The following is a 23,726-nucleotide window of genomic DNA, read 5'->3' on the forward strand; positions in this document are numbered from 1 at the left end:
AGGCCCAAGCCGCATTTTCTTTTGCGCTGCACTAACCGGGAGACGGCAGAATCGCGCTAGCCAAGGCCAAAATCACAACCCTCAGCCAAGGAGCGCGCCGGTGAGGCTCGCCGTCATTCCCGCCCGCGCAGGCAGCAAGCGCATACCGGGCAAGAATATCGCTCCGTTCCACGGCCGGCCCATGCTGGGCTGGGCGGTTGTGGCGGCATGCCAGTCCGGCTGCTTTGACCGGGTGATCGTGTCGACCGATGACCCCGCCATTGCCGCCATCGCGAGTGAGCAGGGGGCCGAAACGCCCTTTGTGCGCCCGGCGGAGCTGGCTGACGATCATACCGGCCTGATGGATGTGATGGCGCATGCCCTGACTGCGGTTGACGGCGAAGCGGAAATCGCCTGCTGCCTCCTGCCGACAGCTGTGATGACGACGCCGAAGCGTCTGCGTGAGGGGATGGATGCCCTGCTGGCTGATACCGAGCTTGATTATGTCCTGACCGCCCAGCGCTATCCGCATCCGGTCGAACGCGCCTTGCGGCGCGATGCGGCCGGGCGGGCAGTGATGGACCATCCTGAATTTCTGTCGACACGCACGCAGGACCTGCCTGAGCGCTTTTACGATAGCGGCCAGTTCTATTGGGGCCGTGCCGCGGCCTGGCAGGCGAAAAGGCCGGTCTTCACGGCCCGGTCGGGCCTGATCGTGCTGGCCGGTCACGAAGCGGTGGATATCGATACACCTGATGACCTGGCGCGGGCCGAGCGCTTGTTTGCGCTGGCCATACAGGACAGGGCGTGACAGCGACCCTGCTCATCCGGCCCGATGCCTCGCTGGAGAGCGGGGCAGGCCATCTCATGCGCTGCCTGACCCTCGCCGATGCGCTTGCGGCGCGCGGATGGCAGGCCCATTTCGCGTGCAGCGCGGCGCCCGGGTTTGACTTCTCGCTCATTGCCCGACGTGGCCATCACTTGCATCAACTGCCGCCCTTAAGCAGCTGGAGCGAGGATGCACAGGCCATTGCTGCGCTGGTGAGGCAACTCGAACCGTTCTGGCTGCTGGTCGATCACTACGGGCTTGATGCCCGCTGGGAGCGGGCCTGCGGTCAGCCGGTCGGTCAGATCTGCGTGATTGATGACCTGGCGGACCGGCCGCATGACTGTGCGCTGCTGTTTGATTCCGGAATCCACCGGCAGGCCGAAGCCTATGCGGGTCACGTGACCGGCACGTGCCGCCTGTTCTGCGGGCCGGACTTTGCGCTGTTGCGCCCGGCTTTCGCCAGCCTGCGTCCGGAAAGCCTTGAGCGCCGTGCAGAGGCGCCAGGGCCGCAGCGGCTCCTGCTGGCCATGGGCGGGGTCGATGCTGACAACGTCACCGGCAGGGTTCTCGACGTGATCGGCCCGGTACTGGAGCAGCACCCGCTGGCGCTGGACGTGGTGCTGGGACGCAGCGCGCCGCATCGCGCGGCGATCGAGGCCGGGCTGGCTTCGGCCGGATTTACCGCCCGCCTGCATGTCGACCTGCCCGATCTTGCCAGCCTGATGGCGCAGAGCGACATCGCCATCGGCGCGTCGGGCGGCACGGCGCTCGAGCGCCTGTGCCTCGGCCTGCCGAGCCTCGTGCTGTCGCTGGCGGACAATCAGCCTCCGGCCGCACGGGCCATCATGGATTTCGGTGCCGGAATTTACGCCGGTGATGTGCGGGAGCCGGGCTGGCAGGACAGGCTGCACACCGGGCTGGAGGGATGGCTAGCCGATCCCGCTGTTCTGCCTACCGTCTCGGCGCTGGCTGGTGCTCTCGTTGACGGGCACGGCGCGAAACGGATCGCGGAGGTATTGCATGCCCGTGTCTGAAGCCGTCATTGCGATGAGAACTTCCGCCTGGCTGCGGCCGATGGGGGAGACGGATCTGGACGCCGTGCTCGCCTGGCGCAATGCGCCGTCGGTGCGCGCCAACATGTACACCACGCACATCATCACACCGGGCGAGCACGCGCGCTGGTGGTCGCAGACACGCGATGACCCATCCCGACGCTATTTCATCTACGAGACCCCAGACGGCCCTTGCGGCGTTGTCGGCTTTACCCGGATCGGCGAGATCACGGGCGAGGCCGAATGGGCTTTCTATGCCAGCCCGGATGCACCGCGCGGGACAGGCTCGCGCATGGAGTGGCTGGCATTGGAATACGCGTTCGGGCCGCTCGCACTGCAAACCCTGCGATGCGAGGTGCTGGAAACCAATACCCGCGTGATTGAGCTGCACACCCGTTTTGGTTTTGTCACCGCAGGGACAGCCATCCGTCAGATCGATCAGGCTCGCGAAGCAAACATTTACCGGCTCGCTCTAGACAAGGGCGTGTGGGCCGGTTTGCGTCAGTCCACCCTCGACCGCCTCGACCGCCAGCAGGGAACGGCAAGATGACAGATTTCGTGATCAATGGCCGCCAGGCTGGCCCCGGTCATCCGCCCTATCTGATCGCGGAGCTTTCCGGCAATCATAACGGCTCGCTGGACCGCGCGATGGCGATGATCGATGCAGCTTGCGAGGCGGGCGCCGATGCGGTGAAGTTGCAGACCTATCGCGCCGACACCATCACGCTCGATAGCGACGCCCCCGAATTCATGATCCGTGAAGGCCTGTGGGCCGGGCGGCGGCTATATGATCTCTATGCGGAGGCCGCCACACCCTGGGAATGGCACGAAGCCCTTTTCGCTCATGCACGGAAGGTGGGGATCGCGATCTTTTCCTCGCCCTTCGACCACAGCGCGGTTGATCTGCTGGAAAGTCTTGGCGCGCCAGCCTACAAGATTGCTTCGTTCGAACTGGTCGACACACCCCTGATCCGCCGCGTCGCACAGACGGGCAAGCCCCTCATCATGTCAACCGGCATGGCCGATCTGGACACGATTGCCGAGGCGGTTGAAATGGCGCGCGCCCATGGCGCGCAGGCCATCACCCTGTTGCGCTGCGTCAGCGGCTATCCGGCTCCCGCGGCCGACTACAATCTTGCCACCATGACCGACCTGGCTGCCCGCTTCGGCACGCTGGCGGGCCTGTCTGACCACACGCTGGACGATACCACCGCCATTGCTGCGGTGGCGCTTGGGGCCAGCGTCGTGGAAAAACATTTCACCCTCGCGCGCGGCGATGGCGGACCTGATGCCGCCTTCTCGCTGGAGCCTGAGGAGTTTGCCCGCCTTGCCCGGTCCCTGAAGGCTGCGCACAGCGCCATCGGCTCGGTCAATTATGCGGTGAAGGCCAGCGAAGAGGGCAATGTGCAGTTCCGCCGCTCGCTCTATTTCGTCCGCGACCTGCCCGCTGGGGCGGTGGTCGGGCCGGACGATGTTCGCAGCGTGCGGCCTGGCCATGGCCTCGCCCCCCGGCATTATGACGCCATCATGGGGCAGAAGCTGGCCAAGCCCGTCCGCTTTGCCCAGCCCTGCACCTGGGACGATTTTGAAGGCTGAACGTTCCGTCCCTGCCGGGTTTCAGGCTGCGTTGCGGGCGTGCGCCTCGACAAAAGCGCTGAACTCGCGCGCCATCCGCTTCATGCCACCGGCCCAGTCGCGATAGCGTTCGCCGGCAAAGGTGCGGCTGCCCGGATACCAGAGCATCTCCGGCTCTCCCAGCATCGTCCAGGCGACATTGATCGGGCGGATGAACCAGACCAGGCCGCCGACGGCCGCCGTCAGGTTTGTGGTGGCGTTCATCGGACCCATGACGAGATCGCAGGCCTTGCCGATGGCCGCCACGCCATCAAGATCGTCCTTCAGATCGATATCCTGCGGCTGGTGGATTTTCACGCCGAACCTTGCCTCGGCTTCTGCCAGTTCTTCTGTCACCTCGCCGTATTGCAGGTTGATGAAGACCACGCCCGGCGTTTTCAGAACCGGTTTCCACATCTCGAACGGCGCAAAATGCTTGGAGCGTGCTGCGTCCATCTTCAACGATTTCCACAAAATGCCGACTTTGCGGCCCGGGCCCAGCGCGGCCAGCTGTTCGCGGAATTGCTCGACACGGGCCGGGTCGGCGGCAAGGAAGCCCGGCGTGTCCGGGAAGTCACCGATACCGGGGCGGAAGGCGCGGCACAGATTGCCCGCAGGCGCCCACAGATTGACCTTCCCGTCCTTGAACAGCTCGGGCGCGTGGCGATGCTGGCGGCCTTCGCGTTCGACGGTGTAGTGGCGCTCCACACGGGCCTTGGGGAATGAGCGCTGCATGAGCGGTATCAGGCGCTTCTCGCAGGCGATCCGCAGCTCTCCGTCCGGTCCCACAGCGTCTTGTGCGTCGTGGAACGTGTTTGCGAACAGCACCTCGTCCCCAATGCCCTGCTCGCCGATTACAACGAGGGTCTTGCCTTTCAACTCGGCCGGGTTGGCTCCGTCCCAGGGTTTTGACGGGATCAGGAAGTTGGTTGCGAAGCGGTAGTGCATGTTCAGACGGGACTGATAGAGGTTCCAGCCCTCGGCCAGCCGCCCTGCAGACAACAGCGTATGTGAGTAGCCGTGGGTGGAGATGACGCGGTCCGGCTCAGCTTCGGCATTGTCGATGGCTGCCTTGAAGTGTGTCAGCGCGCCTTCCACATCGCCTGTCAGTTCGAGTGCATGGGCAAGATTGTGGGCGGCGCGCGCATAGCCGGGACGCAGGCGCAGCGCTTCGGCGTGGAAGGTGATAGCTTCACCGGCCTCCCCGCTTTCCATCACCGTGGTGCCCATTGCATTCCACAGATCGGCGTTCTCCGGGTCGCCGTATATGGCCTGACGCAACAATTCTATCGCGTCCTCGAACTTGGATTGGTCGCGTAAGATGCTGGCGAGCTGGACCGCACCACCCTTTGCATTGGGCGCCATGCGCATATAGATCCGCAGGAATTTTTCGGCTGTAGGCAGCAGGCCCAGCTTGGACGCCAGAACACCGAGGCTCTTGTAGATCTCGGCGTTTGCCGGGTCGCGCTGGAGCGAGCGCTCGTAGAATTCCAGTGCCTTGGACAGCCGGCCGAGATGTTCCAGAGCCATGCCCATGGCCTGATTGACCACAGGGTGGTCGGGGTGGGTGTCCAGCAGTTTCAGGACAATGCGCGCGCCTTCGGCTGCCTTGCCTTCATCGACCATCGCCATGGCGCGGCGCAGGCGCGCGGCCAGCTTCGGGTCGGCCCTTGTGGCAGCGCTTGCATCAAGATCGAGGCCGGGTATGGCGGCGGTGCGCGCCTCCTCGGACGGGTTGATGATGTCCTCAACGCCTTTTGCGAGTTCCGCATCAAGATCGAGAAGCATGCTCATGGTCGCGTCCTGCCGGCTGGTTGGAATTTTGGCACCTACGAAACAGGCCTGCTTCGATTAAGAATCGGCTAACGATTGGCGATGTGCAGTTTGTGTGGCGTGAGCAACGGTTTCTTCACCCCGTTTTCCGAACATTGCTATCAACAGGCGATGCGCATCTGCATGATCTGTAAGGGGGCCAATCCATGCCGCTCAAGCTGTCGCTGAAACCGGGCGAAAAATTCGTGCTCAATGGCGCTGTCGTCGAGAATGGTGACCGGCGCGCGACGCTGGTCCTTCAGAACAAGGCGTCGGTGTTGCGCGAGAAGGACATCATGCAGGAGCATGAGGCCGACAGTCCGGCGCGCCGCATCTATTTCCCAGTCATGATGATGTATCTGGAAGGGCGGGCCGAGGGCGCTGTCTATGACCAGTTTGTCCTGCGCATGACGGAGTTCATGGGGGCCCTGACCAATCCTGAAGTGCTGGCAGACTGCGTATCGGTCAGCCGCGACGTGATGGCCGGTGATTTCTACAAGGCGCTGATACGCTGCCGCAAGCTCATCAATTACGAAGATCAACGCACGGGCCGGGCTCCGGCCGCCGCCAAGGGTTAGCCGATTCATGTCCTATCAGGCCTATCAGACGACTGCAGCGCGCACCGAAGATCCGCGTTCGGCCGAATACCGGCTTTTTGGTCAGGTAACGCGCGCCCTGCTGGCGGCCCGCGAATGCGGGGCATCGGAGCTGTCAAAAAGGGCTGATGCGCTGGACTGGAACCGGCGCATGTGGACGGCTTTTGCCGCCGACTGCTCGAGCGATGACAACAAGCTGCCGGAATCGTTGCGGGCCGCGATCATCTCGCTGTCGATCTTTGTGTCGCGCCAGACCAGTGAGGCCATCCGCGATAATGACGCGGTAGACACGCTCATCGAGATCAACCGCACAATCATGCAGGGGCTTGCGCCTCAGGGGCAGGGCGCCGCCAGCGCGGCGTGACACCGTGCCAGCATGCGCGCGGGAAAGGCCGGGCTTCGCCCGGCTTTTTTTGTGCCGCGTGGGCGGCGCAAATTGCCGGTATGGCCGATTGCGTCCGGCATTTTTGACCGGGCACAGGCCGCTTTCTGCCGGCCTGAATAATTCTCCATAGAAATCAGATGCCTGCGGGCATGCTGTGATGGTCAGAAGCGGCACGGGGTTTGCGCCGGGGGCAGCAGGACAAAACGTCCGTTACCCACTTCCAGAATGGAGGAACCCCACAATGACCAACTCTGTGAACACGAACTACGGGGCCATGGTGGCCCTGCAGAACCTGAACAAGACCAATATGCAACTGCAAACCACGCAAAACCGGATCAATACCGGTCTGCAGGTCGCAAACGCGAAGGATAATGGCGGCATTTACGCCATTGCCCAGCGTATGCGGTCGGATGTCAGTGCGTATGGTGTTGTCCAGGATAGTCTGAACCGCGGCATTTCCACGACTGATGTCACCCTGGCCGCGGGTGAGGCGATTTCAGATCTGCTCATCGAGATGAAGGAAAAGGCTCTGGCGGCCGGCGACACGTCGCTCGACACGCCAAGCCGCGTCGCCCTGAACGAGGACTTCAAGGCATTGCGCGACCAGATCGCGACAATTGTCGAGAATGCCGAGTTCAATGGCCTCAACCTGATCGATGGCAGTGCAACGGACGGGTTTATTGCCCTGGCGAACGCAGACGGATCGAAGACGATCACGGTCGGGACGGAGAACCTTTCTCTGTCCGGCACCATCGTGACGCTGACTTCGACGGCATCGTTCGACACGGCAAGCGCCGCTTCGGGTATCGCCTCGCAGATCGCCACCTCGCTGGAGAACGTGAACAGCGCGCTTGCGCGTCTGGGCACCAAGTCAAAGGCACTGGAGATCCATCAGACGTTCGTCACAAAACTTTCTGACGCTCTGGAAAGCGGTATCGGCAATCTTGTCGATGCGGACATGGCAAAGGAATCCGCCAAATTGCAGTCCCTGCAGGTCAAGCAGCAGCTTGGCATCCAGGCGCTGTCGATTGCGAATTCCGCGCCGCAATCCGTACTCAGCTTCTTCCGTTAGGAGCAGAATGGCAGGGCCGTCCCTCGGGACGGCCCCTTTTTCTGGCTCCGCCGCGCATTAAGATTCTGTTAGCATTTGTTTGAATTTCAATGGAAATTAGTGATTCGGTAACCGGCAATAAGTGCCGGGCAGGCAATTTCTGCCGCATGCCTGGGCCTCGAACCGGCAAAAATTGCCGAACGCAATTCATGTGCCAATTTCAGTGTGCTGCCCAACATATTGTAATCACGTTGTAAATCAAATTTCCTGGACAGAGTGGTTCGACTTGGCCCCGCCCTTGCTGGGGGACTTCCGGGTCAGAAGACCTGGCACGCAAAACGCGCGTCACACCATAGAACGTGAAAGGGGCCAAGAAATGGCTAGTGTAAATACCAATGCGGGCGCAATGGTCGCCCTGCAAAACCTCAACAAAACCAACTCCCAGCTTCAGACCGTCCAGAACCGGATCAATACCGGTCTTGCGGTATCGTCTGCAAAGGACAATGGCGGTATCTACGCCATCGCCCAGAACATGCGGGCGGAAGTTGGCGGCCTGCGTGCCGTAACGAACTCCCTCGATCTTGCTGTTTCCACTGTCGACGTGGCTCTGGCCGCCGGCGACGCCATCTCCGATCTGCTGATCGAGATGAAGGAAAAGGCGCTGGCCGCTTCGGACGTGTCGCTCGACAGTGCGTCGCGCACCGCTCTGGACGAAGACTTCAAGGCGCTGCGTGACCAGATCTCGACGATTGTCGAGAATGCCGAGTTCAACGGTACCAACCTGATCGACGGTTCGTCTTCTGGCGGTATTTCGGCTCTGGCCAACGCCAAAGGGACCAATACGATCAACGTTGCCGACGAGGACATGTCGCTGTCCGGCACCATTCTCGGCCTGTCCAGTGGTACGGACATCGCCACGCAGTCCGACGCGGCTGCTGCGGTGACGGCCATCGAGTCGGCCCTGACCAACCTGAACTCGGCGCTGTCGCGTCTGGGTACGGGTTCGAAGTCGCTCGAAATCCACAAGACGTTCGTCAGCAAGCTGTCCGACAGCCTTGAAAAAGGTATCGGCAACCTGGTTGACGCCGATCTCGCGAAGGAGTCGGCGCGTCTGCAGTCCCTGCAGGTCAAGCAGCAGCTTGGCATCCAGGCGCTGTCGATCGCCAACTCGGCACCGTCTACGGTGCTGGGCTTCTTCCGCTAGGTTAGTGGTGGGGAGAGTGGCGGGGGCATTACGTGGGGTTCTGCCTCCGCCGCTTTCTTTTTCAACGGGACTGAAGCCCTTCGGGCGTTGAGAGGGATCGGATTTTAAGGGGAAGTGGGGGCGTTCGGGATGATGAACGCCAGCCAGGTGACAATATGAACGCGATAGTTCCCATACCAGGGCGAGAGCTTGTTGTGCCGGTGTCCGGCATTGCGATGAGTGAGGCGCCCGCGAGCGCCGGAACCAATCGGGTTCCCCCGGTGGAGCCGGGCACACGCCAAGCCAATTCTGACAGCCGCGACACGCTGCGCCAAAGTGAGGCCATAGAGCGGATGCGCGCCGAGCTCAGTGCCAATGGCCGTACGCGCCTTCAAATCGAGCGCGAGGAAGATGGCGGCCGTTTCATCTACAAGCTGATGGACCCGGAAACCGGGGAAACACTCCGGCGCTGGCCGCCGGAAAGTTTCGGAGACCTCCTCTCCTTTCTGCAAAGCGAGACGGGCAGGCTTGTCAACGAAACAGCCTGACACGCTCCGCGCCCGGCAGATTTTGACCGGTTCAGACGGGGAGTTTTTGCCCTTATGCCGCCTCCGCTGCCAAGCGGAGGCGTCGTTCGTTTTCCTAACCATCTGAATTTACCTGTATAATCCTGAATTAACCCTGATGGCCCCGCTCTTGCTCTGCGTGATGCGAAGGGCTGCCAAAAGGCGGCAGGATTCTGGGAGAAGACAGATGGCGCTAACCGTCCAGACAAATGTATCCGCGATGCTTGCATTGCAGAACCTGAACAAGACCAATCTGGATCTGCAGGCCACCCAGAACCGCATCAATACCGGCCTGAAGATTGCCGGCGCAAAGGACAATTCGTCCGTTTTCGCCGTGGCCCAGTCGATGCGGGCCGATATCGGCGCGCTGGGATCGGTCAAGACATCGCTGGACCGGGCGGTGTCGATTGGTGATGTGGCGATAGCGGCTGGCGAGGCGATCTCGGACCTTCTCATCGAGATGCGCGAAAAGGCCACGGCGGCGATGGACGCCTCCATCGACAGCTTTTCGCGCGCCGCCTATGACAGTGATTTCAAGGCTCTGATCAATCAGATCCAGGTCATCCTGCAGAATGCCGACTTTGACGGCGCCAACATGCTCAACGGCTCCATCAGCGGCGGAATCGCCTTCCTGGCAGATGCCGATGCGGCCCGCTCTGTCACATTGAACACGCAGGATATGAGTTTCTCCGGCACGATCATCACCCTGTCGGGAACGGCGAGCCTTGGGACGGTGACGCTGGCGGCAAGCGCAGTGTCTTTCGTTAATGCGAGCCTCGACAATGTTAACGCCGCGCTGGCCCGGCTTGGCTCCGACCTGAAAAAGATGGAGGCGCACCGAACCTTCATCGGAAAGCTCAGTGACAGCCTTACAGCTGGCGTCGGCAATCTGGTTGATGCCGATCTTGCGAAAGAGAGCGCGCAGCTCACGGCCTTGCAGGTAAAGCAGCAGCTCGGCGTTCAGGCCCTGTCTATCGCCAACTCCGAACCGCAGATCATCCTGTCGCTCTTTGGCCGATAGGATATTTCGTCCGAGGGGGACGAATAAAGGGCGCAGCCTCGCAGCTGCGCCCTTCGCATTTATGGCCTTCCGGCCGGCTAGAAGGACTTGGAGATCATCAGCACCGCTGTGGCATCGCCTTCGTCAAAGCTTTCCGATGTGTCCACATAGGAGAGTGACCAGTCCACGCCGAGCGCGGTCCAGCCGATACCGAGCGACCAGTTCCATTTGTCATCGCCATCGCCATCGGGATCGCCGAACGCCCCGGTTTCATATCCGATGCCCCCGGTCAGGCTGAGCCCGCTATCACCCAGCGGGTAGGCGGCCTCGTAGTAGACATAGAGATTGTCATCCCCGCCGATATTGTCCTGCTCGGGCGCGTAGGCGAGGCCAAGCGTGGACTCCAGCGCGCCGGTGGTGAACCCGGCGGAGCCGTAGAGTTCCAGATAGTGCACATCGGTTGCGCCGGGGTAGGTGTAGACCAGTGCGCCGATATCGAAGGCCAAGCCACCGGCCTCAAAGCCGTAGCCGGCGTACAGGTCGAGCTCGATCTCGGAATTGCCCACCGGTTCGATACTCGAGGCCCAGGTGCCGACATAGAAGCCGCTTGAGAAGTTCACATCGAACCCGCCCTGTATGGCGATGGTACGGTCGGACAGGGACACGCCGCGGAAGCGGTAGTCGCTGACGAGAGCCACATTGGCCTCGATGGCGACGGGTTCCTGTGCCTGGGCGCCTGGTGCGAGCGCCAGCGGTGAGGCCGACAAGGCCAGAAGCGCAGCAAGGCTGTATGCGCGGTGATGCAAGGTGCTGAGATATTTCATGTCTAATCCCCTTTGGTGTGTTGCCGGCCGGTCTGCGTCCGGCCGTTTCGATAAGGCGTGCGGGCTTTGACGCTCGCGCGCGTCCGGGACCGCGCCGGAACCGGCCAGGCTTTCAGCGCTGGCGAGGAAGCGGTGAGGTCGAGAATGGTCAGCTGGAACAGGCGTTGCCGTTTTGCCGGACGCTCTCTCTGGCCCCGCTTGCGAGACTGGCTCGCAGGCTTGAAAAGCGAGGATGAGGCAGATGCTGGCACAGGCTGTCCTGCCCCGGGCTGACCGTTGAAGGGCGGCCGGACGGGCGCGTGGCCCGCCCGGTCCGCCATTGGCGTCAGCTGGTAGCCGGGGCTTTGTCCTTTCCCGGCAAGAACTCCGGATAGGCGCTGTGGCCCAGCTCGGTGTAATCGCCGCCCACGGTTTCCTCGTCGGGCTTCAGGCGGATGCCGACCGTGATTTTAAGAACCAGGAAGGCAACAAAGCTCGTTACGAACACGAACGCGCCGATGGCACCGACGCCGATCGCCTGGGTGACAAAGCTGGCGTCCGGATTGGTCAGCGGCACGATCATCGTGCCCCAGATGCCGGCGAACAGGTGAACCGGGATTGCGCCGACCACATCGTCAAGCCGTAATTTTTCCAGGAGAATTGCGCCGAACGTGGCGATAACGCCGCCAATCGCGCCAAACAGTATCGCCTGTCCGATGGTCGGTGTGAGCGGCTCTGCCGTGATCGAAACCAGGCCTGCCAGAGCACCATTCAGCACGGCACCCAGATTGGCCTTGCCCCTGCCCAGTGCGAGGGTCAGCAGATAGGTCGCGATAACACCGCCGGCGGCGGCCATGTTGGTGTTGGCAAAAATCTGCGAGATCGCCGTGACATCTGCGACCGATCCCATGGCAAGCTGGGACGCGCCATTAAAGCCGAACCAGCCAAACCAGAGCACGAAGGTGCCCAGCGTGGCCAATGGCAGGCTGGATCCGTGCATCGGAACCGCCTTGCCGTCCACAAAGCGCCCTGTGCGCGCGCCAAGCAGTATGATGCCGGCCAGTGCAGCCCAGCCCCCGACCGAGTGAACGATCGTCGAGCCTGCAAAGTCGGAGAAGCCCGCGGCATCCAGCCAACCTTCGCCCCAAGTCCAGGCGCCCTGGATGGGGTAGATCACCGCCGTCAGCACCACAACAAACAGGAAAAACGCCCCTATGCGGATGCGCTCTGCCACGGCGCCAGACACGATGGAGGCGGTGGTGGCTACAAACACCATCTGGAAGAACCAGTCCGAAGCGGTCGAGTAGCCGTTTTCGGTGACGTCGATTACCTCATCGCCCGTCAGCTCGCCTGGTGACCACGGCATTGGCAGGCCGAAATATCCGCCGCTCTGGTCAACACCCAGATACATGAGATTGTAGCCAACAGCGTAGAACATGATGCCGGCGATGGAATAAAGCCCGATGTTTTTCAGGCATATCGCTGCGGCATGTTTGCCCCGGACCGAGCCTGCTTCGAGCATGGCAAAGCCGGCTGCCATCCACATCACGAGAAAGCCGCCAATCAGAAAGAGGAGGGTGTTGAAGATATAGGCGGTGTCGTCGGTAACCTGTGCCGCTGCGGGCGCGGTGAACGCTATCGCACCGCCAAGCGCCAGAGCGCCGCCCCAGGCAAGCGGGCGCGCGCGCTGCGGCGCGCCAGACTGATCTGAATGCATGGATAATCCCCTGTTGTGTGTTCTTGAGCCGAAGGCCGGCGAGCAAGCAGAGGAGGTTGACCGGGCTCCGGCCGCGCCGTCGCAGCCGGATGCTGAAGATGTGTGCATTGCGCCGTCTCCTCCGCTTCGTGGTGCGGGGCTGGCGGGGTCGCATTGCAGAGCTTTGCGCTGGTCTGACGCCGCGCTTTGTCACAATAGCCTTGCGCAAGGAATGACGCGCCGCAACATTATTTAAACCGATTTCGTTGCGATGCAGCAGAATGTGACAAAAATGTCTCTGCATTTATATGGCGGTAATATCAGGTAAGTTGAATGGTGATCAGGCACAGGAAATGAGGCCGTGAGAACACGGCCTCAAGTTTTCTGCAAATGCGGATCACCAGAACCGCATGAACATCGCGTGGCATGGTGATGCTGGAGTCAATCTGGACTCCGGGAAATGCCACGCTCAATGCCTGTTTTGCCGATTGTGCTCTTGAAAAGAGCGCGCCTGCCCGCAATCAGGGCGGAGACTGGCGAAAACGCGACTCACGTCATGCTGGCCTGCAACACGATGTGCATCATGGAGCTTACCAATGGCTGACGAGGCCGATTTCCTCGCCTACGGGCGTCAGGATATTGATGATGAGGACATCGCAGCAGTGGTGCGGGCACTGCAATCGGACTTTCTGACGACGGGACCGGAAATCCCCGCTTTCGAGGCGGAGTTCGCGGTCTTCACCGGCGCTGCTCACGCCGTGGCCTGCTCCAATGGCACGACGGCGCTGCATCTTGCGCTCGATGCGCTGGGCGTGGGTGAGGGCGATGTATGCATTGTGCCCGCCATCACCTTCATGGCGACGGCCAATGCTGCGCGCTATTGCGGCGCGGATATCGTGTTTGCCGATGTCCACAGACATTCGGGCCTGCTCACGCCTGAAACCTTCGCTGAAGCGCTGGACCGGGCAGGGGGCAAGGCGAAGGCCGTGCTGCCCGTGCATCTGGCCGGCGTGCCGTGTGACATGCCGCAAATTGCGGAACTCGCACGTCAGCATGGTCTGGTGGTCGTTGAGGACAGCTGCCATGCCATCGGCTCGCGCGAAGCGTCCGGCGCGATGGTCGGCGCTTGCCGGCATGGCGATGCCGCGACCTTTTCCTTCCATCCGGTCAAATCCCTGACTACAGGCGAGGGCGGGATGGTGACCACGAGCAATCCTGATCTCGCAGCGCGCATGGTGCGCCAGCGCAGCCATGGCATTGAGCGTGATCCGGCACGGTTTGCCCGTGCCGAGGGTGCAGGCGAGCCCTGGTATCACGAGATGGCGTCCCTGGGCTGGAATTACCGCCTGCCCGATATCAATGCCGCGCTTGGAAGGGCGCAGCTTGCCCGCATGCCAGCCTTCGCCGCCAGAAGGCGCGCGCTGACGGCGGCTTACAGGGAGCAGCTTCAGGAACTGGCGCCGCTGGTATCGCTGCCCGCTGATCCGGCTGGAAGTGATCCCTGCCGGCATCTGTTGAATGTGCGAATCGATTTTGCTGCCGCCGGGCGAACGCGCGCTGAAGTGATGAATGCCTTGAAGGCACGCGGTATCGGCACACAGGTCCACTACATCCCGGTCCACACCCAGCCCTATTATGTTCAGCGCTATGGCCGTCAGAGTCTGCCCGGCGCCGAGGCGCATTATGCGCAGACACTGTCGCTGCCGCTCTTCACGCGGATGGAGAGGCGGGACGTGGAGCGCGTTTGCGGGGCGCTGGCTGAGGTGCTGGCGTAGGCGGCTATTCCCCGAACGCCTGCCCCAGCAGGGATTGCAGCGCGCGTGCGTCCAGACGTTCAGGATTGCTGTCGGAGGCGTAGGAGAAACCGTCAGGCGCCGCTGCGCCCGCTTCGAGCCATTGTGCCATCAGCGCGGTGCGCTGGGCTGGAACGATGACATAGCGGTCCTCCAGTTCGACCGTTGAGCGGGCATCGTCCTCAGGCACCATGATCTCATGCAGCTTCTCGCCGGGGCGGATGCCAACGATCTTGTGCGGCAGCCCGGGCGCGAGTGTGCGGGCGAGGTCTGTTGTGCGCATGGAGGGGATTTTGGGCACGAAGATCTCTCCGCCCTTCGCCATCGTCAGCGATGAGAGCACGAAGTTCACGCCCTGGGTGAGCGTGATCCAGAAGCGTGTCATGCGCGCGTCGGTGATCGGCAGATGGTCGGCACCTTCGGCAATCAGCTTGTTGAAGAAGGGCACGACAGAGCCGCGTGACCCCACCACATTGCCATAGCGCACGACGGAGAATACCGGCCCGTCCTCGCCGGAGATATTCTGTGCGGCGCTGAAAATCTTGTCGGATGCCAGTTTCGAGGCGCCATAGAGATTAATCGGATTGGCGGCCTTGTCGGTAGACAGGGCGCAGACATGTTTCACACCGCGCTTGATGGCGGCGCGCACCACATTCTCGGCGCCGAACACATTGGTACGGATGCATTCAAACGGATTGTACTCGGCGATCGGCACGTGTTTCAGCGCGGCCGCGTGAACGACGACATCGACGCCGCGCATGGCCATGTCCAGCCGGCCCTCATCGCGCACATCGCCAATGAAATACCGCATGAAGGGATATTGCGCGGGCGGGAAAAGCTGCGCCATCTCGTATTGCTTGAGCTCGTCGCGCGAAAAGATGATGAGCTTTTTCGGCGTAAACTCCTCAATCACCGTGCGCACGAAATGGTGGCCAAACGAGCCGGTGCCGCCCGTGATCAGTACGGTCTTGCCGTCGAGGTTCATGCGTGGAGACCGGAAGTCCCGTCCAAGAAACACCGGCTCCACACCGCCTTTGGAGACGGCCGGAACGGCGGCTTTGGACGCTATGGCGCTCATCTGTCCTCGCAAGGGCAATCATCGAATCACAAGTCGTGCGTTAATCTTCCGCGCCCAGCCGTTAACACTGTCTTAGCCTTGGTTGACGACGCACGAGCTGATGCGCACCTGGCTAACCTTTTGTTGGTGATGGCAGGCGAGACTGGATGGCGGATTATTCTGTCCGCTGGAGCGCCAAGTGATTACCGGCCTGTCAGGCGATGTTCTGGGTGCGTGGTTTTCCGCACAGAATGCTGCGCGCAACGCGGCAGCGAACACGCGCGCGCCCGCACAGCAGACACTGGGCTCCACGCGCGACAAGAGCGTGCTGCCGCCCTGGGATCCGCGTGGCGAGGTGACAGCGCTGGACGCGGTACGCCGCTCGGTTCTGGCCAATGGCCGCTTCTTTGATTCCGATGCCAGCGCGTTCTCAAAGCTGAATGTCAGCCAGGACGAGAAAAAGCTCTACGCGATGTTCACTGGGCTTCGTGCCCTGCAATCGCTGGCCGCTGCCGGAACCGAGCGCGGTGCCAGCGCCACCGATCTTGCCTTCTGGAACCGGCGTTTCCAGGAAGGGCTCGGCCAGATGGATGAGTTCTTTTCGGGGCTGAGGCTCGATGAGATTTCGGTTCTGAAAAACACCGCGCTTACCAAGGCGGAAAGCGAAGTCGCGGTCCGGCGAGGCATCAGCGAATACACCACTGCCATCATCCACAAGGGGCCAGCCGACCAGGAGGCCTCTGCCTTTCAGGGCGATGTCCAGTTTACGGTCTCGGTGCGCAAGAATGGCGGCGACATCAATGTCGCCATTGACCTCAGTGAGATGGGCGCGACGCCCCGCACGATGGGCAATGTCACCAGCTTCATCAATTCGAAGCTGGAAGAGCAGGAGGTTGTCACGCGCTTCTCTGCTGTGCGTGTGGGCGAGGTCGGTCCGGCGGGCATCGTGACAGCCAATGACTGGGCACTTCGCATCAATGGCGTACTGACTGAACAGGTGTCGTTTTCTGCACCGCAGGGCAGGCCGGCCATCTACATGGCAGGCGTTACCGGGACTGGCGACAGTGCGGCAGGCCAGCTTTCAAAGCTGATCGGGCTGGATGGCACACCGGCGGTCCAGTTTGCTCAGCGGATAGAAGCTAACGGCACGGTTACCGAAGTGCCGGTGCCGGGCGGCGAAACGCGCAGCTCAACGGCTGCCAATCCGCTGACCATTGACGCCATCACACGGGCGCCGGACGGCGGCATCTATGTGGCCGGACGAACCAGTTCGGGTGTCAGCGGGCAGGACATAAAGGGCGAGTCCGACCTTGTGCTGATGCGCTACGATTCCAATGGCAAGGAAGTCTGGAGCCGCGTTCTGGGTGCAGCGGGTGAGGCCAATGGCGCAGCACTGGCGGTCGACAGTTCCGGCAATATCGTCGTTGCGGGCTCGGTAAGGGGCGGCCTTGGCGGCACGAATGATCTGGGCGGCGAGGACTCCCTCGTCGTGAAGTTTAACGCAGACGGCGTGGAGCAATGGGCGCAGCGCTTTGGTGCAGCCGGTGATGACCGTGCCAACGCCGTGACGATTGGCGATGACGGCACGATTTTCGTCGCCGGCGAAGCGCGCGGCAGTTTCGGCGGGACGGCCAATCAGGGCAGTCTGGACGATTATGTCCGCGCTATCGGTGCAGATGGCACGGTCCTCTATACGCGCGGCGTGGAGGCAAGCGCCGGCATTGAACGCGCCCGGGCCGTCGCCACGGCGCAGGATGGCGGGCTTCTCGTCGCCAGCGAAGTTGATGGGCGCGCCGTGCTGACCAAGTTTGCGCCTGGCTATGACGGGACCGGTGACGCGGTCTGGACGCTTGATATGGGCTCGCTGGGTGGCGGGCGTATCTCGGCTCTGACGGTTGATGAGGACGGCGCCATCTATCTGACAGGCGGTGCGGGTGCGGGGTTTGCGCCAAGTGCACCGCTGGCCGCCAATGAAGGCGGCCGCGATGCTTTTCTGGTGAAAATCACTGACGGAGCAAACGCCACGGTCGACTACACGACCTTTCTGGGTACCGGCGTTGATGATCTGGCGACCGGCATTCAGGTGTCGGGCGGGAAGGTCTATCTGTCAGGCACGACGAATGGCGAACTGCCCGGCGCCAGTCAGAACGGCACACGCAATGCGTTCGCGGCCGGTTTTGATGCGGCAACGGGCGCGCATGAGTGGACGCAGCAGGTTTCCGGACGCGGCGGTGTCTCGCAAGGGGCCGGCATTGTCGTGGATCCCCAGGGCGATTCTGTGCTGTCGAAGCTTGGCTTGCCCAGCGGGAAAATCGTCTACGCCGACAGCCGGGTTGTCACCGCTCACAGCGCCGCACGCGCCGGAGATCATTTCTTCATCTCGGTCAATGGCGGCCGGTCGCAGAAAATCACCATTGAGGCGAACGAAACGATGCGTTCGCTGACCTTCAAACTCAACGCAGCCCTGCTGCTGAACGGCACGTCGGCCGTCGGGCGCCGCACGGGGGAGGAGTTCCTTCGTATCACGCCGCGCGACGGGGTGAGCGTCGAACTGAAAGCCGGTGGCGATGGCCAGAATGCACTCGAAAGCCTTGGCCTGCCGTCGGGCACGATCACGGGCAAATCACTGACCAGGAAGAGCACGCGCGATGAAAGCGCTGCCGCGCCGCCCAGCTTCTCGCTGCGGCTTGGCGGCCGTTACGACATTTCCAGCCGGGACGGGGCGATTGCTGCCAATGAGGCGCTGACCGAGGCCATGAGCGTGGTCCAGCGTGCCTGGCGGGAGCTGACGCAGGATCCCGCACTCAAACAGCTTCTCGAAGGACCGGGCGCCGGCAAGAAGGGTGGGCAGGTGCCTGCTTATCTTCAGGCCCAGCTGGCCAATTACAATGCCGGCCTAGACCGGCTGATGGCAGGCAGCCCGCAGGCGGGAACATTGGGATTTTTCTAACGAATTGTTGTCATCGCTCGCTACATGCGGGGTGACCCACGCCTGAAGCCCTCGTCCTTCGAGACTGCATTTCAGGCCTTCTCAGGATCAGGGCTTAGGTCGTGCTTTTCCCTCATCCTGAGGGCAAGCGAAGTGTCTCCAAGGAGCGAAGGAAAAGGAGCGGTGAAGCTAGACGACCTCGTCTAGTTCCCGCCTCCAATGGTGGAGAAGGTCGAGACATTGCCAACCGCCGTTGCCGATCCGGTCATGCCGCCGACATAGCCATTCGCACGCATCTGGGTGATCGAATTGATCGCGCCGGAATTGACCTGATTTACCTGGGCATTCAGGCCGACCGGGCAGGTTGCGCAGATATAGGCCGACTGTGCATTGCCGATCGCCGAACTGGTGCCATAGGCGGCCATGCCCGTGCCCAGCTGCATCGAGACCTGGCCCGTTACCGCGCCGGAATTGTTCTGCATCACACCGGAATAGGCATCCGCCCCGATATTGGACACCAGGGCGTTGTTACCTACCGCGTGGGACGACCCGACGACCGGGCCGTCGCCGAACGTGCCCACGGCGAGTGTCGTGGTGGCGCGAACCTCGCCGGAATTGCTCTGGCTGCCCTGCAGATGACCATAGCCCCAGTCATTCTGGCTGGAGGCCGTGTTGCCCGAAGCCTCGCTCATCGCAGTGACACCCCAGTTGGCATTGGCAATGTCCGCATCCACGGTGGAGCGTACATTGCCGCTGTTTTCCTGGTCGGCGAGCGCAATGATATTGGCCTCGTACCCCGTCACGGTCAGGCTGTTGCCCGCGCTTTGCGCGGTAGCAAGCGCTGTCTCCACCTCTTCAGCCTCGATCTCGGAACGTGCATCGACATCGGCTTCGGAGGACTGGCGGACATTCATCGGCATGTCGCCCGACCCCATCACCTCTATGGCGTTGGCGCTGGCCATGGCCGACTGCGCGGTGTTGCCGCCATAGGTGTTCAGCCGCAGGGCGGAGAGGGCCGACACGCTGGCACCCGCGCCTGCGGTCTGCTCGGCGTCCATCTCCAGCCCGTCTTCAGCGTCCACCGTGAGGGCGTTGCCTTGAGCGGTCGCAAATCCGGTCGACAGCCCCCAGACAGAGTCCGCCTGGATATCCGTCGTCGCATTGGTCGCGCCGTTGGTTACCTGCGTCGAGGTGACCTCCGACTCGCTGGTAAAGCTGCCGCCCGCGGAATTGCTCTGCGCCGTTGCGATGGCAGTAGCGACTTCGGTTGTGACGGCGTCGACCTCGACAGTGGCATCGACCGGGGCGCTGTTGGCCTGGTCGTTCTCTACCCTATCGATAGACGCCGCGAAGGACGCTGCGGATGTCGCTATCGCGGCGGTCATGACCGCGATTGACGTCAGTGCGAGCCTGGACATAGGGAGCCTCCGAACCGGCATAGGCCGTATTGAGCTGGACACCGCCGGTAATATTCGACGGGCCGATAGGATCATTGAACTGGCACACGGCCTCAGCCGGTACGCCGTAGAGCTGGGAAGACATTTCGAGCACGGCGCGCTCGATTACCGCGCGAACGGCAAGCTGGACAGGCTCCAGCGAGCGGCCACCGGCCGACAGATCGACCACCGCATCGCCAAAGAAGCTGAACATGCCGGCCGAAATCTCGCGGCCGATGATCTGTTTCTGATAGGAGACCACATCGACCACTTCGAGCGTGCGGCTGTCCACGAGGCGCAAATCCAGCGCGACATTCATCACATAGATACGCCGCGAGAAGACACCCGCCGGGCTGGAATCGACACTGTCGCCGGCAAAGAGGTCCTGGCCGTTGGACCGGATATTGGAATTGAGCTCTGTGATGCCTCCGACGAGGAAATAGTCCGAGCCGGGCATGGCGCCGGCATAGATCTGGCGGAAGCCCTGCTGCTCGTTCTCGTCCCCGATCAGCTGGCTGTTGGTATAGCGCAGCTCCAGCTCGGCAACCGACGTATCAAAACGCTCCACCAGGCGGGCGCCGGCCTTGGCAAAGGCGCTCATCGCCATAAGCGAGGCACCTTGCGTGACGCGGGTGCCGCCTTCGGGGGCGAGCTGGCCTGTATAGTCGGCGATACGCCCGACCGCGACGCGCGGCGCCGGACGGCCCTGCTGGCGTGCATGACCCGAAAGGCAGACCAGGGCCTGCGAATAGGGGGTCGGGTTGGCCGTCACCGGCGCATTGCCCGTCGGTGTGGCATACAGCCCGTCAGAGCCGGAATTGGAGGTGGCACAGGCCGATACGGCAAGAGCCGATGCGGCGGCCACGAAAAGGCTTTTGATACGGGTCATGTCTAGGGCTCCCGATTGGGATCAGATGAGGGGGCAGGCACGTTTGCAGATGGCAAGGTGTTCAGGGTGCTTCCAGCAGATTCCATGCCAGTAACGGACGGCGCCGCGCTGGAGATCAGCGGGCCACCCGTGCGGGGCTGGGCACTGGAGCTGCTGGCATTGGCCGTGACGTCACCATTATTGATCTGGCGGGAGTTCACGACGACGGTGTTGTAGTTGCCGTTCACCACGACATTGAGCTGGTTGGCGATCGCGGTTGCAGACGAGCCTGTGTACTGGCCGCCGCCGCCAACGCCGCCGCCAAGCCCGGCCGAACCTGTTACGGTGCCTTGTGCAGAGACGCCGACGCCGGTCTGGATGATGCCGTTGATCACCACGCGATTGGCGCCGCGCCCGCGCTGGCCGGCATAGGGCCGGTTCTCGTCGCCGCGTGCCATGCCATAAGGCTGGTTCCAGTTGTCGCCGGCCTGCTGCGCAGCCGCCAGCGGTGTGGCAATCATGGCCAGTGCTGCGGCGGTGAGGGTGACTTTGGCAAAACGCGGCATAATCTTTTCCAGTGTCCTGTTTGGATACGCTTGGACCCGGTGGCTGCAACGCGTGTGCCAGTTGCTGGGCGGGGCGAACCTTGAAGGGGAAAAGCCATTGACCGGACAGGATGCTGATGGTGAAGGCAGATCAGCCGCACCCGGGCCGGAGGCTGCAAGCGGCGGACCAGTGAGGGCGCCGATTCTGGGGCCGGGCGTGTCGGGGCTGGTTCTGGCCTTGTGCGCACTAACGCTGGCGCTGCACGGAATTGATAGCTGGGCAGCGGCCAACAGCCCTTCGCTGCATGGGCTTATCATGTGGGCCGGTACATTGGTGACCGCCCCCGACATGCTGCCCCGGCAGCCGCCAACGCCGCCGCTGGCGGGCTTCAGCCCCTATGTCCTGCACGTCTTCGTCCATGCGGGCTGGTGGCACGTGCTGCTCAACATGGGGATCTTGCTGGCAGTGGGCAGCGCCGCCGCGGCCGGATTCGGCCGGGGCGTTTCCGCTGCAGCGGGATTTCTGGCCTTCTATTTCACCTGTGCCATCGCGGGAGCGGCCCTGCATGCTGTCATCCACGTCAATGAGCCGACCTTCATGGTCGGGGCGTCAACGGCGGTGTCGGGCGTGCTTGCTGCCGCCGGGTGGGCTGGGGGCGGGCGGGCAGGGATGCTGCGTCTTGCCGTGCCGTGGCTGCTCGTCAATGCGCTGATAGGTATTGCCGGGATATTCTATTCCATACCCATTGCCTGGGCCGGCCATGTCGGCGGCCTGCTGGCAGGCATGCTGCTCTACCCGGTCTTTGTGAGGGTGTTCAGGCAGGGCTAGAACAGCCGGTCGATATGATCCTCGCCGTCGATCTCCAGTCCGCGGATGACGGCACTGCCCGAATCGCTCAGCGATACAATCAGGCGCAGGCGGCGCTCGTCGCGATAGCTTTCCAGTTCCAGCGCAGCCTCGGGCGAGGCGAAATAGCGCTCGATATTGTAGTGCACCGTCAGCCATTGGCCCGGCTCATCGCTGACATGGCCGGCAACGCGCACCCGGCCCTCGATATGGGGCCCGCTGGGGGGTGAGTTATGGACCGATGCGGGCCGGGAGGAGCCGTCCGGGCCGGTTTCCAGGCCAACCCATATGCGGTCGCCCTGCTCGAACATGTGTTCGCTCCCGCCCTGCAGCTGTGCGGTTTCCAGCCGCTGCAGAGGGGTCACCAGTTCCACATAGTGGCCGAGCAGCAGGTCGCGCGGGTCCACCGGCTCCATGGACAGGCGTATTTCGGTTCCGCCTGCGCGGGCATTGGCCTGGTTGATGACCATCAGCGTCAGCACTGCCGTCATCGCAGCTGCAACGAGAACCAGTCGAATCATCACGTTCATGGCTGTGCCTCCGCTGCGCGGGCCAGTTTGCGGCGCTGAAGGCGCATCGCGATGACCGACATCGCGATGAGCAGCACGCCACCGATCAGGAAGAAGAGGGCCGTGTCCAGCAGGCTGCCAAACAGCGCTGTATAGACGTGCAGGGCCTGTGCGATGAACAGGACGAGGCCCAGCCCGCCGGTAAAGCCGCGCCCGGCGCGCGCGCCTTCGGCCACCATGGCGGCGGCGAGCGCGAAGACAGCGATACCTGCCAGCACTTCCAGTACGCCCGCCCACGCTGGCAGGAAATGTGGCGCCAGGGCCAGGGAAAGCCCGCCCGCGGCGATAAGAGGAATGGTCACAGCGATTGCCGGACGCATTGCGCCGGATCGCATGCGCACAAACGAAAGAAGCGCTATGATCACAACGCACGCCAGTCCTGCCGGGACAAGGCCGGTGACAGCACCGCTGCCGGCGCGTTCAATGGAAAACTGGGCAAGGAAGGCGCTGAGTACGGCGCCGGTCATCAACCAGCGCGACACGATCCGGCTCAAGGCAAGACCGCGCTCCTCCGCAAGCGCCAGCGCAAGGGCCGACGCAGCACAGATCAGGGCCATCAGTATGAACATGCCCGGGCGGCTGAACTCGTCGCCTGCATCGCCCATCCAGCGCACGAAGGTGTAGAGCCAGACCAGAAGTCCGGCTCCCAGAAGGTTTGCCGTCAGGCGGCTTTCCAACCTGATCGCGAACGCTGCAAGCGCCAGCCATAGCGGGACGAACAGCCAGACAATCCGGGGCGTCAGGGGATTGACCGTCTCGAGAACCATCCAGCTTCCCGCAAGCAGGGCTGAAAGTGCCAGGGCCGGCCGTGACGGTATGGTAATGCCGATTGCGAGTGCGCCGAGCGCCCAGACCAGAATGCCCGTATTGCGAAACGCACTGATATTGAAGGTCTGCGCCGTAAGCATGATGGCGGCGCCAAACAATGCCGCGCCCACAAGGGCCAGGGCGTGACCCAGGGCCGGATTGTTCCGCCGGAAGGCTTCACCCGCGGTGCCAAGCGCGGCCCACAGCGCCCCAAGAATCAGTGCGAACCGCGCCAGCGCGGGCATGCCGGCCCAGTTTGCCGCCACGAAGGACAGGGCCGCCAGCGCCAGCAGCACGGCACCGAGTATG

General features: G+C 62.6%; 22 protein-coding genes (1 of these 22 cut by a window edge). 13 read left to right on the forward strand and 9 right to left on the reverse strand.

What is annotated here, in order from left to right; genetic code table 11:
• The first annotated feature begins 100 nt into the window (after nt 1-100).
• The 4 genes from pseF to pseI are packed head-to-tail and all read left to right on the forward strand — an operon-like array spanning nt 101 to nt 3,456.
• The gene (gene pseF, locus IEV75_RS09890) at nt 101-790 is read left to right on the forward strand and encodes a pseudaminic acid cytidylyltransferase (protein ID WP_188452403.1); all 690 of its coding nucleotides are present in this window, start codon (nt 101-103) and stop codon (nt 788-790) included.
• Nucleotides 787-1,842: a UDP-2,4-diacetamido-2,4,6-trideoxy-beta-L-altropyranose hydrolase gene (pseG, locus tag IEV75_RS09895; RefSeq protein ID WP_188452404.1), complete on the forward strand. Its 1,056-nt coding sequence runs from the start codon at nt 787-789 to the stop codon at nt 1,840-1,842. Before pseF ends, pseG begins: the two co-directional genes overlap by 4 nt.
• Nucleotides 1,829-2,410 carry a UDP-4-amino-4,6-dideoxy-N-acetyl-beta-L-altrosamine N-acetyltransferase gene (pseH, locus tag IEV75_RS09900; RefSeq protein WP_217979974.1) on the forward strand — a complete coding sequence of 194 codons (582 nt, stop codon included), beginning with the start codon at nt 1,829-1,831 and terminating at the stop codon, nt 2,408-2,410. Before pseG ends, pseH begins: the two co-directional genes overlap by 14 nt.
• A complete protein-coding gene (pseI, locus tag IEV75_RS09905; RefSeq protein WP_188452405.1) occupies nt 2,407-3,456 on the forward strand; it encodes a pseudaminic acid synthase in 1,050 nt (349 codons plus the stop codon). Before pseH ends, pseI begins: the two co-directional genes overlap by 4 nt.
• 21 nt (nt 3,457-3,477) lie before the next feature.
• Here pseI and IEV75_RS09910 read toward each other — a convergent pair whose 3' ends face one another.
• The gene (locus tag IEV75_RS09910) at nt 3,478-5,268 is read right to left on the reverse strand and encodes a tetratricopeptide repeat protein (protein WP_188452406.1); all 1,791 of its coding nucleotides are present in this window, start codon (nt 5,266-5,268) and stop codon (nt 3,478-3,480) included.
• A 185-nt stretch (nt 5,269-5,453) separates the two neighbouring features.
• On the opposite strand from IEV75_RS09910, the gene flbT reads away from it, so the two are divergent.
• The 6 genes from flbT to IEV75_RS09940 all read left to right on the forward strand — a co-directional run bounded on the left by flbT (nt 5,454) and on the right by IEV75_RS09940 (nt 10,088).
• On the forward strand, nt 5,454-5,864 hold the full coding sequence (gene flbT / locus IEV75_RS09915) for a flagellar biosynthesis repressor FlbT (protein ID WP_188452407.1): 411 nt from the start codon (nt 5,454-5,456) through the stop codon (nt 5,862-5,864).
• A gap of 7 nt (nt 5,865-5,871) precedes the next feature.
• A complete protein-coding gene (gene flaF, locus IEV75_RS09920) occupies nt 5,872-6,246 on the forward strand; it encodes a flagellar biosynthesis regulator FlaF (protein ID WP_188452408.1) in 375 nt (124 codons plus the stop codon).
• Nucleotides 6,247-6,508: 262 nt separating this feature from the next.
• Nucleotides 6,509-7,339 carry a flagellin gene (locus IEV75_RS09925; RefSeq protein WP_188452409.1) on the forward strand — a complete coding sequence of 277 codons (831 nt, stop codon included), beginning with the start codon at nt 6,509-6,511 and terminating at the stop codon, nt 7,337-7,339.
• A gap of 355 nt (nt 7,340-7,694) precedes the next feature.
• On the forward strand, nt 7,695-8,522 hold the full coding sequence (locus IEV75_RS09930) for a flagellin (protein ID WP_188452410.1): 828 nt from the start codon (nt 7,695-7,697) through the stop codon (nt 8,520-8,522).
• Nucleotides 8,523-8,677: 155 nt separating this feature from the next.
• On the forward strand, nt 8,678-9,049 hold the full coding sequence (locus tag IEV75_RS09935; protein ID WP_188452411.1) for a flagellar protein FlaG: 372 nt from the start codon (nt 8,678-8,680) through the stop codon (nt 9,047-9,049).
• Between the two features lie 205 nt (nt 9,050-9,254).
• Nucleotides 9,255-10,088: a flagellin gene (locus IEV75_RS09940; protein ID WP_188452412.1), complete on the forward strand. Its 834-nt coding sequence runs from the start codon at nt 9,255-9,257 to the stop codon at nt 10,086-10,088.
• A gap of 77 nt (nt 10,089-10,165) precedes the next feature.
• Here the strand turns inward: IEV75_RS09940 and IEV75_RS09945 are convergent, their stop codons facing one another.
• Both IEV75_RS09945 and amtB read right to left on the reverse strand, forming a co-directional pair.
• On the reverse strand, nt 10,166-10,891 hold the full coding sequence (locus IEV75_RS09945) for a TorF family putative porin (protein ID WP_188452413.1): 726 nt from the start codon (nt 10,889-10,891) through the stop codon (nt 10,166-10,168).
• A 325-nt stretch (nt 10,892-11,216) separates the two neighbouring features.
• Entirely contained in the window at nt 11,217-12,587 is a 1,371-nt protein-coding gene (gene amtB, locus IEV75_RS09950) for an ammonium transporter AmtB (protein ID WP_188452414.1), read from the reverse strand.
• A gap of 575 nt (nt 12,588-13,162) precedes the next feature.
• Between amtB and pseC the strand changes: the two genes are divergently transcribed.
• Nucleotides 13,163-14,341: a UDP-4-amino-4,6-dideoxy-N-acetyl-beta-L-altrosamine transaminase gene (pseC, locus tag IEV75_RS09955; RefSeq protein ID WP_188452415.1), complete on the forward strand. Its 1,179-nt coding sequence runs from the start codon at nt 13,163-13,165 to the stop codon at nt 14,339-14,341.
• 4 nt (nt 14,342-14,345) lie between these two features.
• Here pseC and pseB read toward each other — a convergent pair whose 3' ends face one another.
• Nucleotides 14,346-15,344: a UDP-N-acetylglucosamine 4,6-dehydratase (inverting) gene (gene pseB, locus IEV75_RS09960; RefSeq protein ID WP_217979992.1), complete on the reverse strand. Its 999-nt coding sequence runs from the start codon at nt 15,342-15,344 to the stop codon at nt 14,346-14,348.
• Nucleotides 15,345-15,615: 271 nt separating this feature from the next.
• Here pseB and IEV75_RS09965 point away from each other — a divergent pair, with 271 nt between their 5' ends.
• Nucleotides 15,616-18,366, forward strand: a complete 2,751-nt coding sequence (locus tag IEV75_RS09965; RefSeq protein WP_233351824.1) for an NHL repeat-containing protein — start codon at nt 15,616-15,618, stop codon at nt 18,364-18,366.
• 182 nt (nt 18,367-18,548) lie between these two features.
• On the opposite strand, the gene hfaD is transcribed toward IEV75_RS09965, so the two are convergent.
• From hfaD to hfaA, 3 genes are read right to left on the reverse strand one after another with little or no spacing between them, the layout of a single operon-like run.
• Nucleotides 18,549-19,763, reverse strand: a complete 1,215-nt coding sequence (gene hfaD / locus IEV75_RS09970) for a holdfast anchor protein HfaD (protein WP_188452417.1) — start codon at nt 19,761-19,763, stop codon at nt 18,549-18,551.
• Nucleotides 19,678-20,670, reverse strand: coding sequence for a holdfast anchoring protein HfaB (gene hfaB / locus IEV75_RS09975; RefSeq protein ID WP_188452418.1), 993 nt, complete (start codon nt 20,668-20,670; stop codon nt 19,678-19,680). Before hfaB ends, hfaD begins: the two co-directional genes overlap by 86 nt.
• A gap of 2 nt (nt 20,671-20,672) precedes the next feature.
• Complete coding sequence (hfaA, locus tag IEV75_RS09980; RefSeq protein ID WP_188452419.1) at nt 20,673-21,215, reverse strand: holdfast anchoring protein HfaA; 543 nt, start codon at nt 21,213-21,215, stop codon at nt 20,673-20,675.
• A gap of 97 nt (nt 21,216-21,312) precedes the next feature.
• Here hfaA and IEV75_RS09985 point away from each other — a divergent pair, with 97 nt between their 5' ends.
• Nucleotides 21,313-22,023 (forward strand): rhomboid family intramembrane serine protease, encoded by a 711-nt coding sequence (locus IEV75_RS09985; RefSeq protein WP_188452420.1) that lies wholly within the window; start codon nt 21,313-21,315, stop codon nt 22,021-22,023.
• Here the strand turns inward: IEV75_RS09985 and IEV75_RS09990 are convergent.
• Together IEV75_RS09990 and IEV75_RS09995 are read right to left on the reverse strand one after the other, a co-directional pair.
• Entirely contained in the window at nt 22,020-22,571 is a 552-nt protein-coding gene (locus tag IEV75_RS09990; protein WP_188452421.1) for a GDYXXLXY domain-containing protein, read from the reverse strand. The genes IEV75_RS09985 and IEV75_RS09990 overlap by 4 nt on opposite strands.
• A protein-coding gene (locus tag IEV75_RS09995; RefSeq protein WP_188452422.1) for a DUF2157 domain-containing protein crosses the window boundary here: on the reverse strand, nt 22,568-23,726 show its 3' portion. Its footprint extends 137 nt past the window's final position; 1,159 of the gene's 1,296 nt are visible here — the last part of the coding sequence; the start codon falls outside the window, past its right edge — the gene reads right to left on this strand; its stop codon occupies nt 22,568-22,570. The genes IEV75_RS09990 and IEV75_RS09995 overlap by 4 nt, the downstream gene beginning before the upstream one ends.

It is taken from the genome of Glycocaulis albus, assembly GCF_014639075.1.
GTDB classification, from domain to species: domain Bacteria; phylum Pseudomonadota; class Alphaproteobacteria; order Caulobacterales; family Maricaulaceae; genus Glycocaulis; species Glycocaulis albus.

Coding starts and splice junctions, on each gene's coding strand:
- pseH (WP_217979974.1), top strand. CDS start 1,829: ATGCCCGTGTCTGAAGCCGTCATTGCGATGAGAACTTCCGCCTGGCTG.
- hfaB (WP_188452418.1), bottom strand. CDS start 20,670: ATGACCCGTATCAAAAGCCTTTTCGTGGCCGCCGCATCGGCTCTTGCC.
- hfaD (WP_188452417.1), bottom strand. CDS start 19,763: ATGTCCAGGCTCGCACTGACGTCAATCGCGGTCATGACCGCCGCGATA.
- flbT (WP_188452407.1), top strand. CDS start 5,454: ATGCCGCTCAAGCTGTCGCTGAAACCGGGCGAAAAATTCGTGCTCAAT.
- IEV75_RS09990 (WP_188452421.1), bottom strand. CDS start 22,571: ATGAACGTGATGATTCGACTGGTTCTCGTTGCAGCTGCGATGACGGCA.
- pseB (WP_217979992.1), bottom strand. CDS start 15,344: ATGAACCTCGACGGCAAGACCGTACTGATCACGGGCGGCACCGGCTCG.
- amtB (WP_188452414.1), bottom strand. CDS start 12,587: ATGCATTCAGATCAGTCTGGCGCGCCGCAGCGCGCGCGCCCGCTTGCC.
- IEV75_RS09930 (WP_188452410.1), top strand. CDS start 7,695: ATGGCTAGTGTAAATACCAATGCGGGCGCAATGGTCGCCCTGCAAAAC.
- flaF (WP_188452408.1), top strand. CDS start 5,872: ATGTCCTATCAGGCCTATCAGACGACTGCAGCGCGCACCGAAGATCCG.
- pseC (WP_188452415.1), top strand. CDS start 13,163: ATGGCTGACGAGGCCGATTTCCTCGCCTACGGGCGTCAGGATATTGAT.
- hfaA (WP_188452419.1), bottom strand. CDS start 21,215: ATGCCGCGTTTTGCCAAAGTCACCCTCACCGCCGCAGCACTGGCCATG.
- IEV75_RS09940 (WP_188452412.1), top strand. CDS start 9,255: ATGGCGCTAACCGTCCAGACAAATGTATCCGCGATGCTTGCATTGCAG.
- pseI (WP_188452405.1), top strand. CDS start 2,407: ATGACAGATTTCGTGATCAATGGCCGCCAGGCTGGCCCCGGTCATCCG.
- IEV75_RS09935 (WP_188452411.1), top strand. CDS start 8,678: ATGAACGCGATAGTTCCCATACCAGGGCGAGAGCTTGTTGTGCCGGTG.
- IEV75_RS09945 (WP_188452413.1), bottom strand. CDS start 10,891: ATGAAATATCTCAGCACCTTGCATCACCGCGCATACAGCCTTGCTGCG.
- IEV75_RS09925 (WP_188452409.1), top strand. CDS start 6,509: ATGACCAACTCTGTGAACACGAACTACGGGGCCATGGTGGCCCTGCAG.
- IEV75_RS09910 (WP_188452406.1), bottom strand. CDS start 5,268: ATGAGCATGCTTCTCGATCTTGATGCGGAACTCGCAAAAGGCGTTGAG.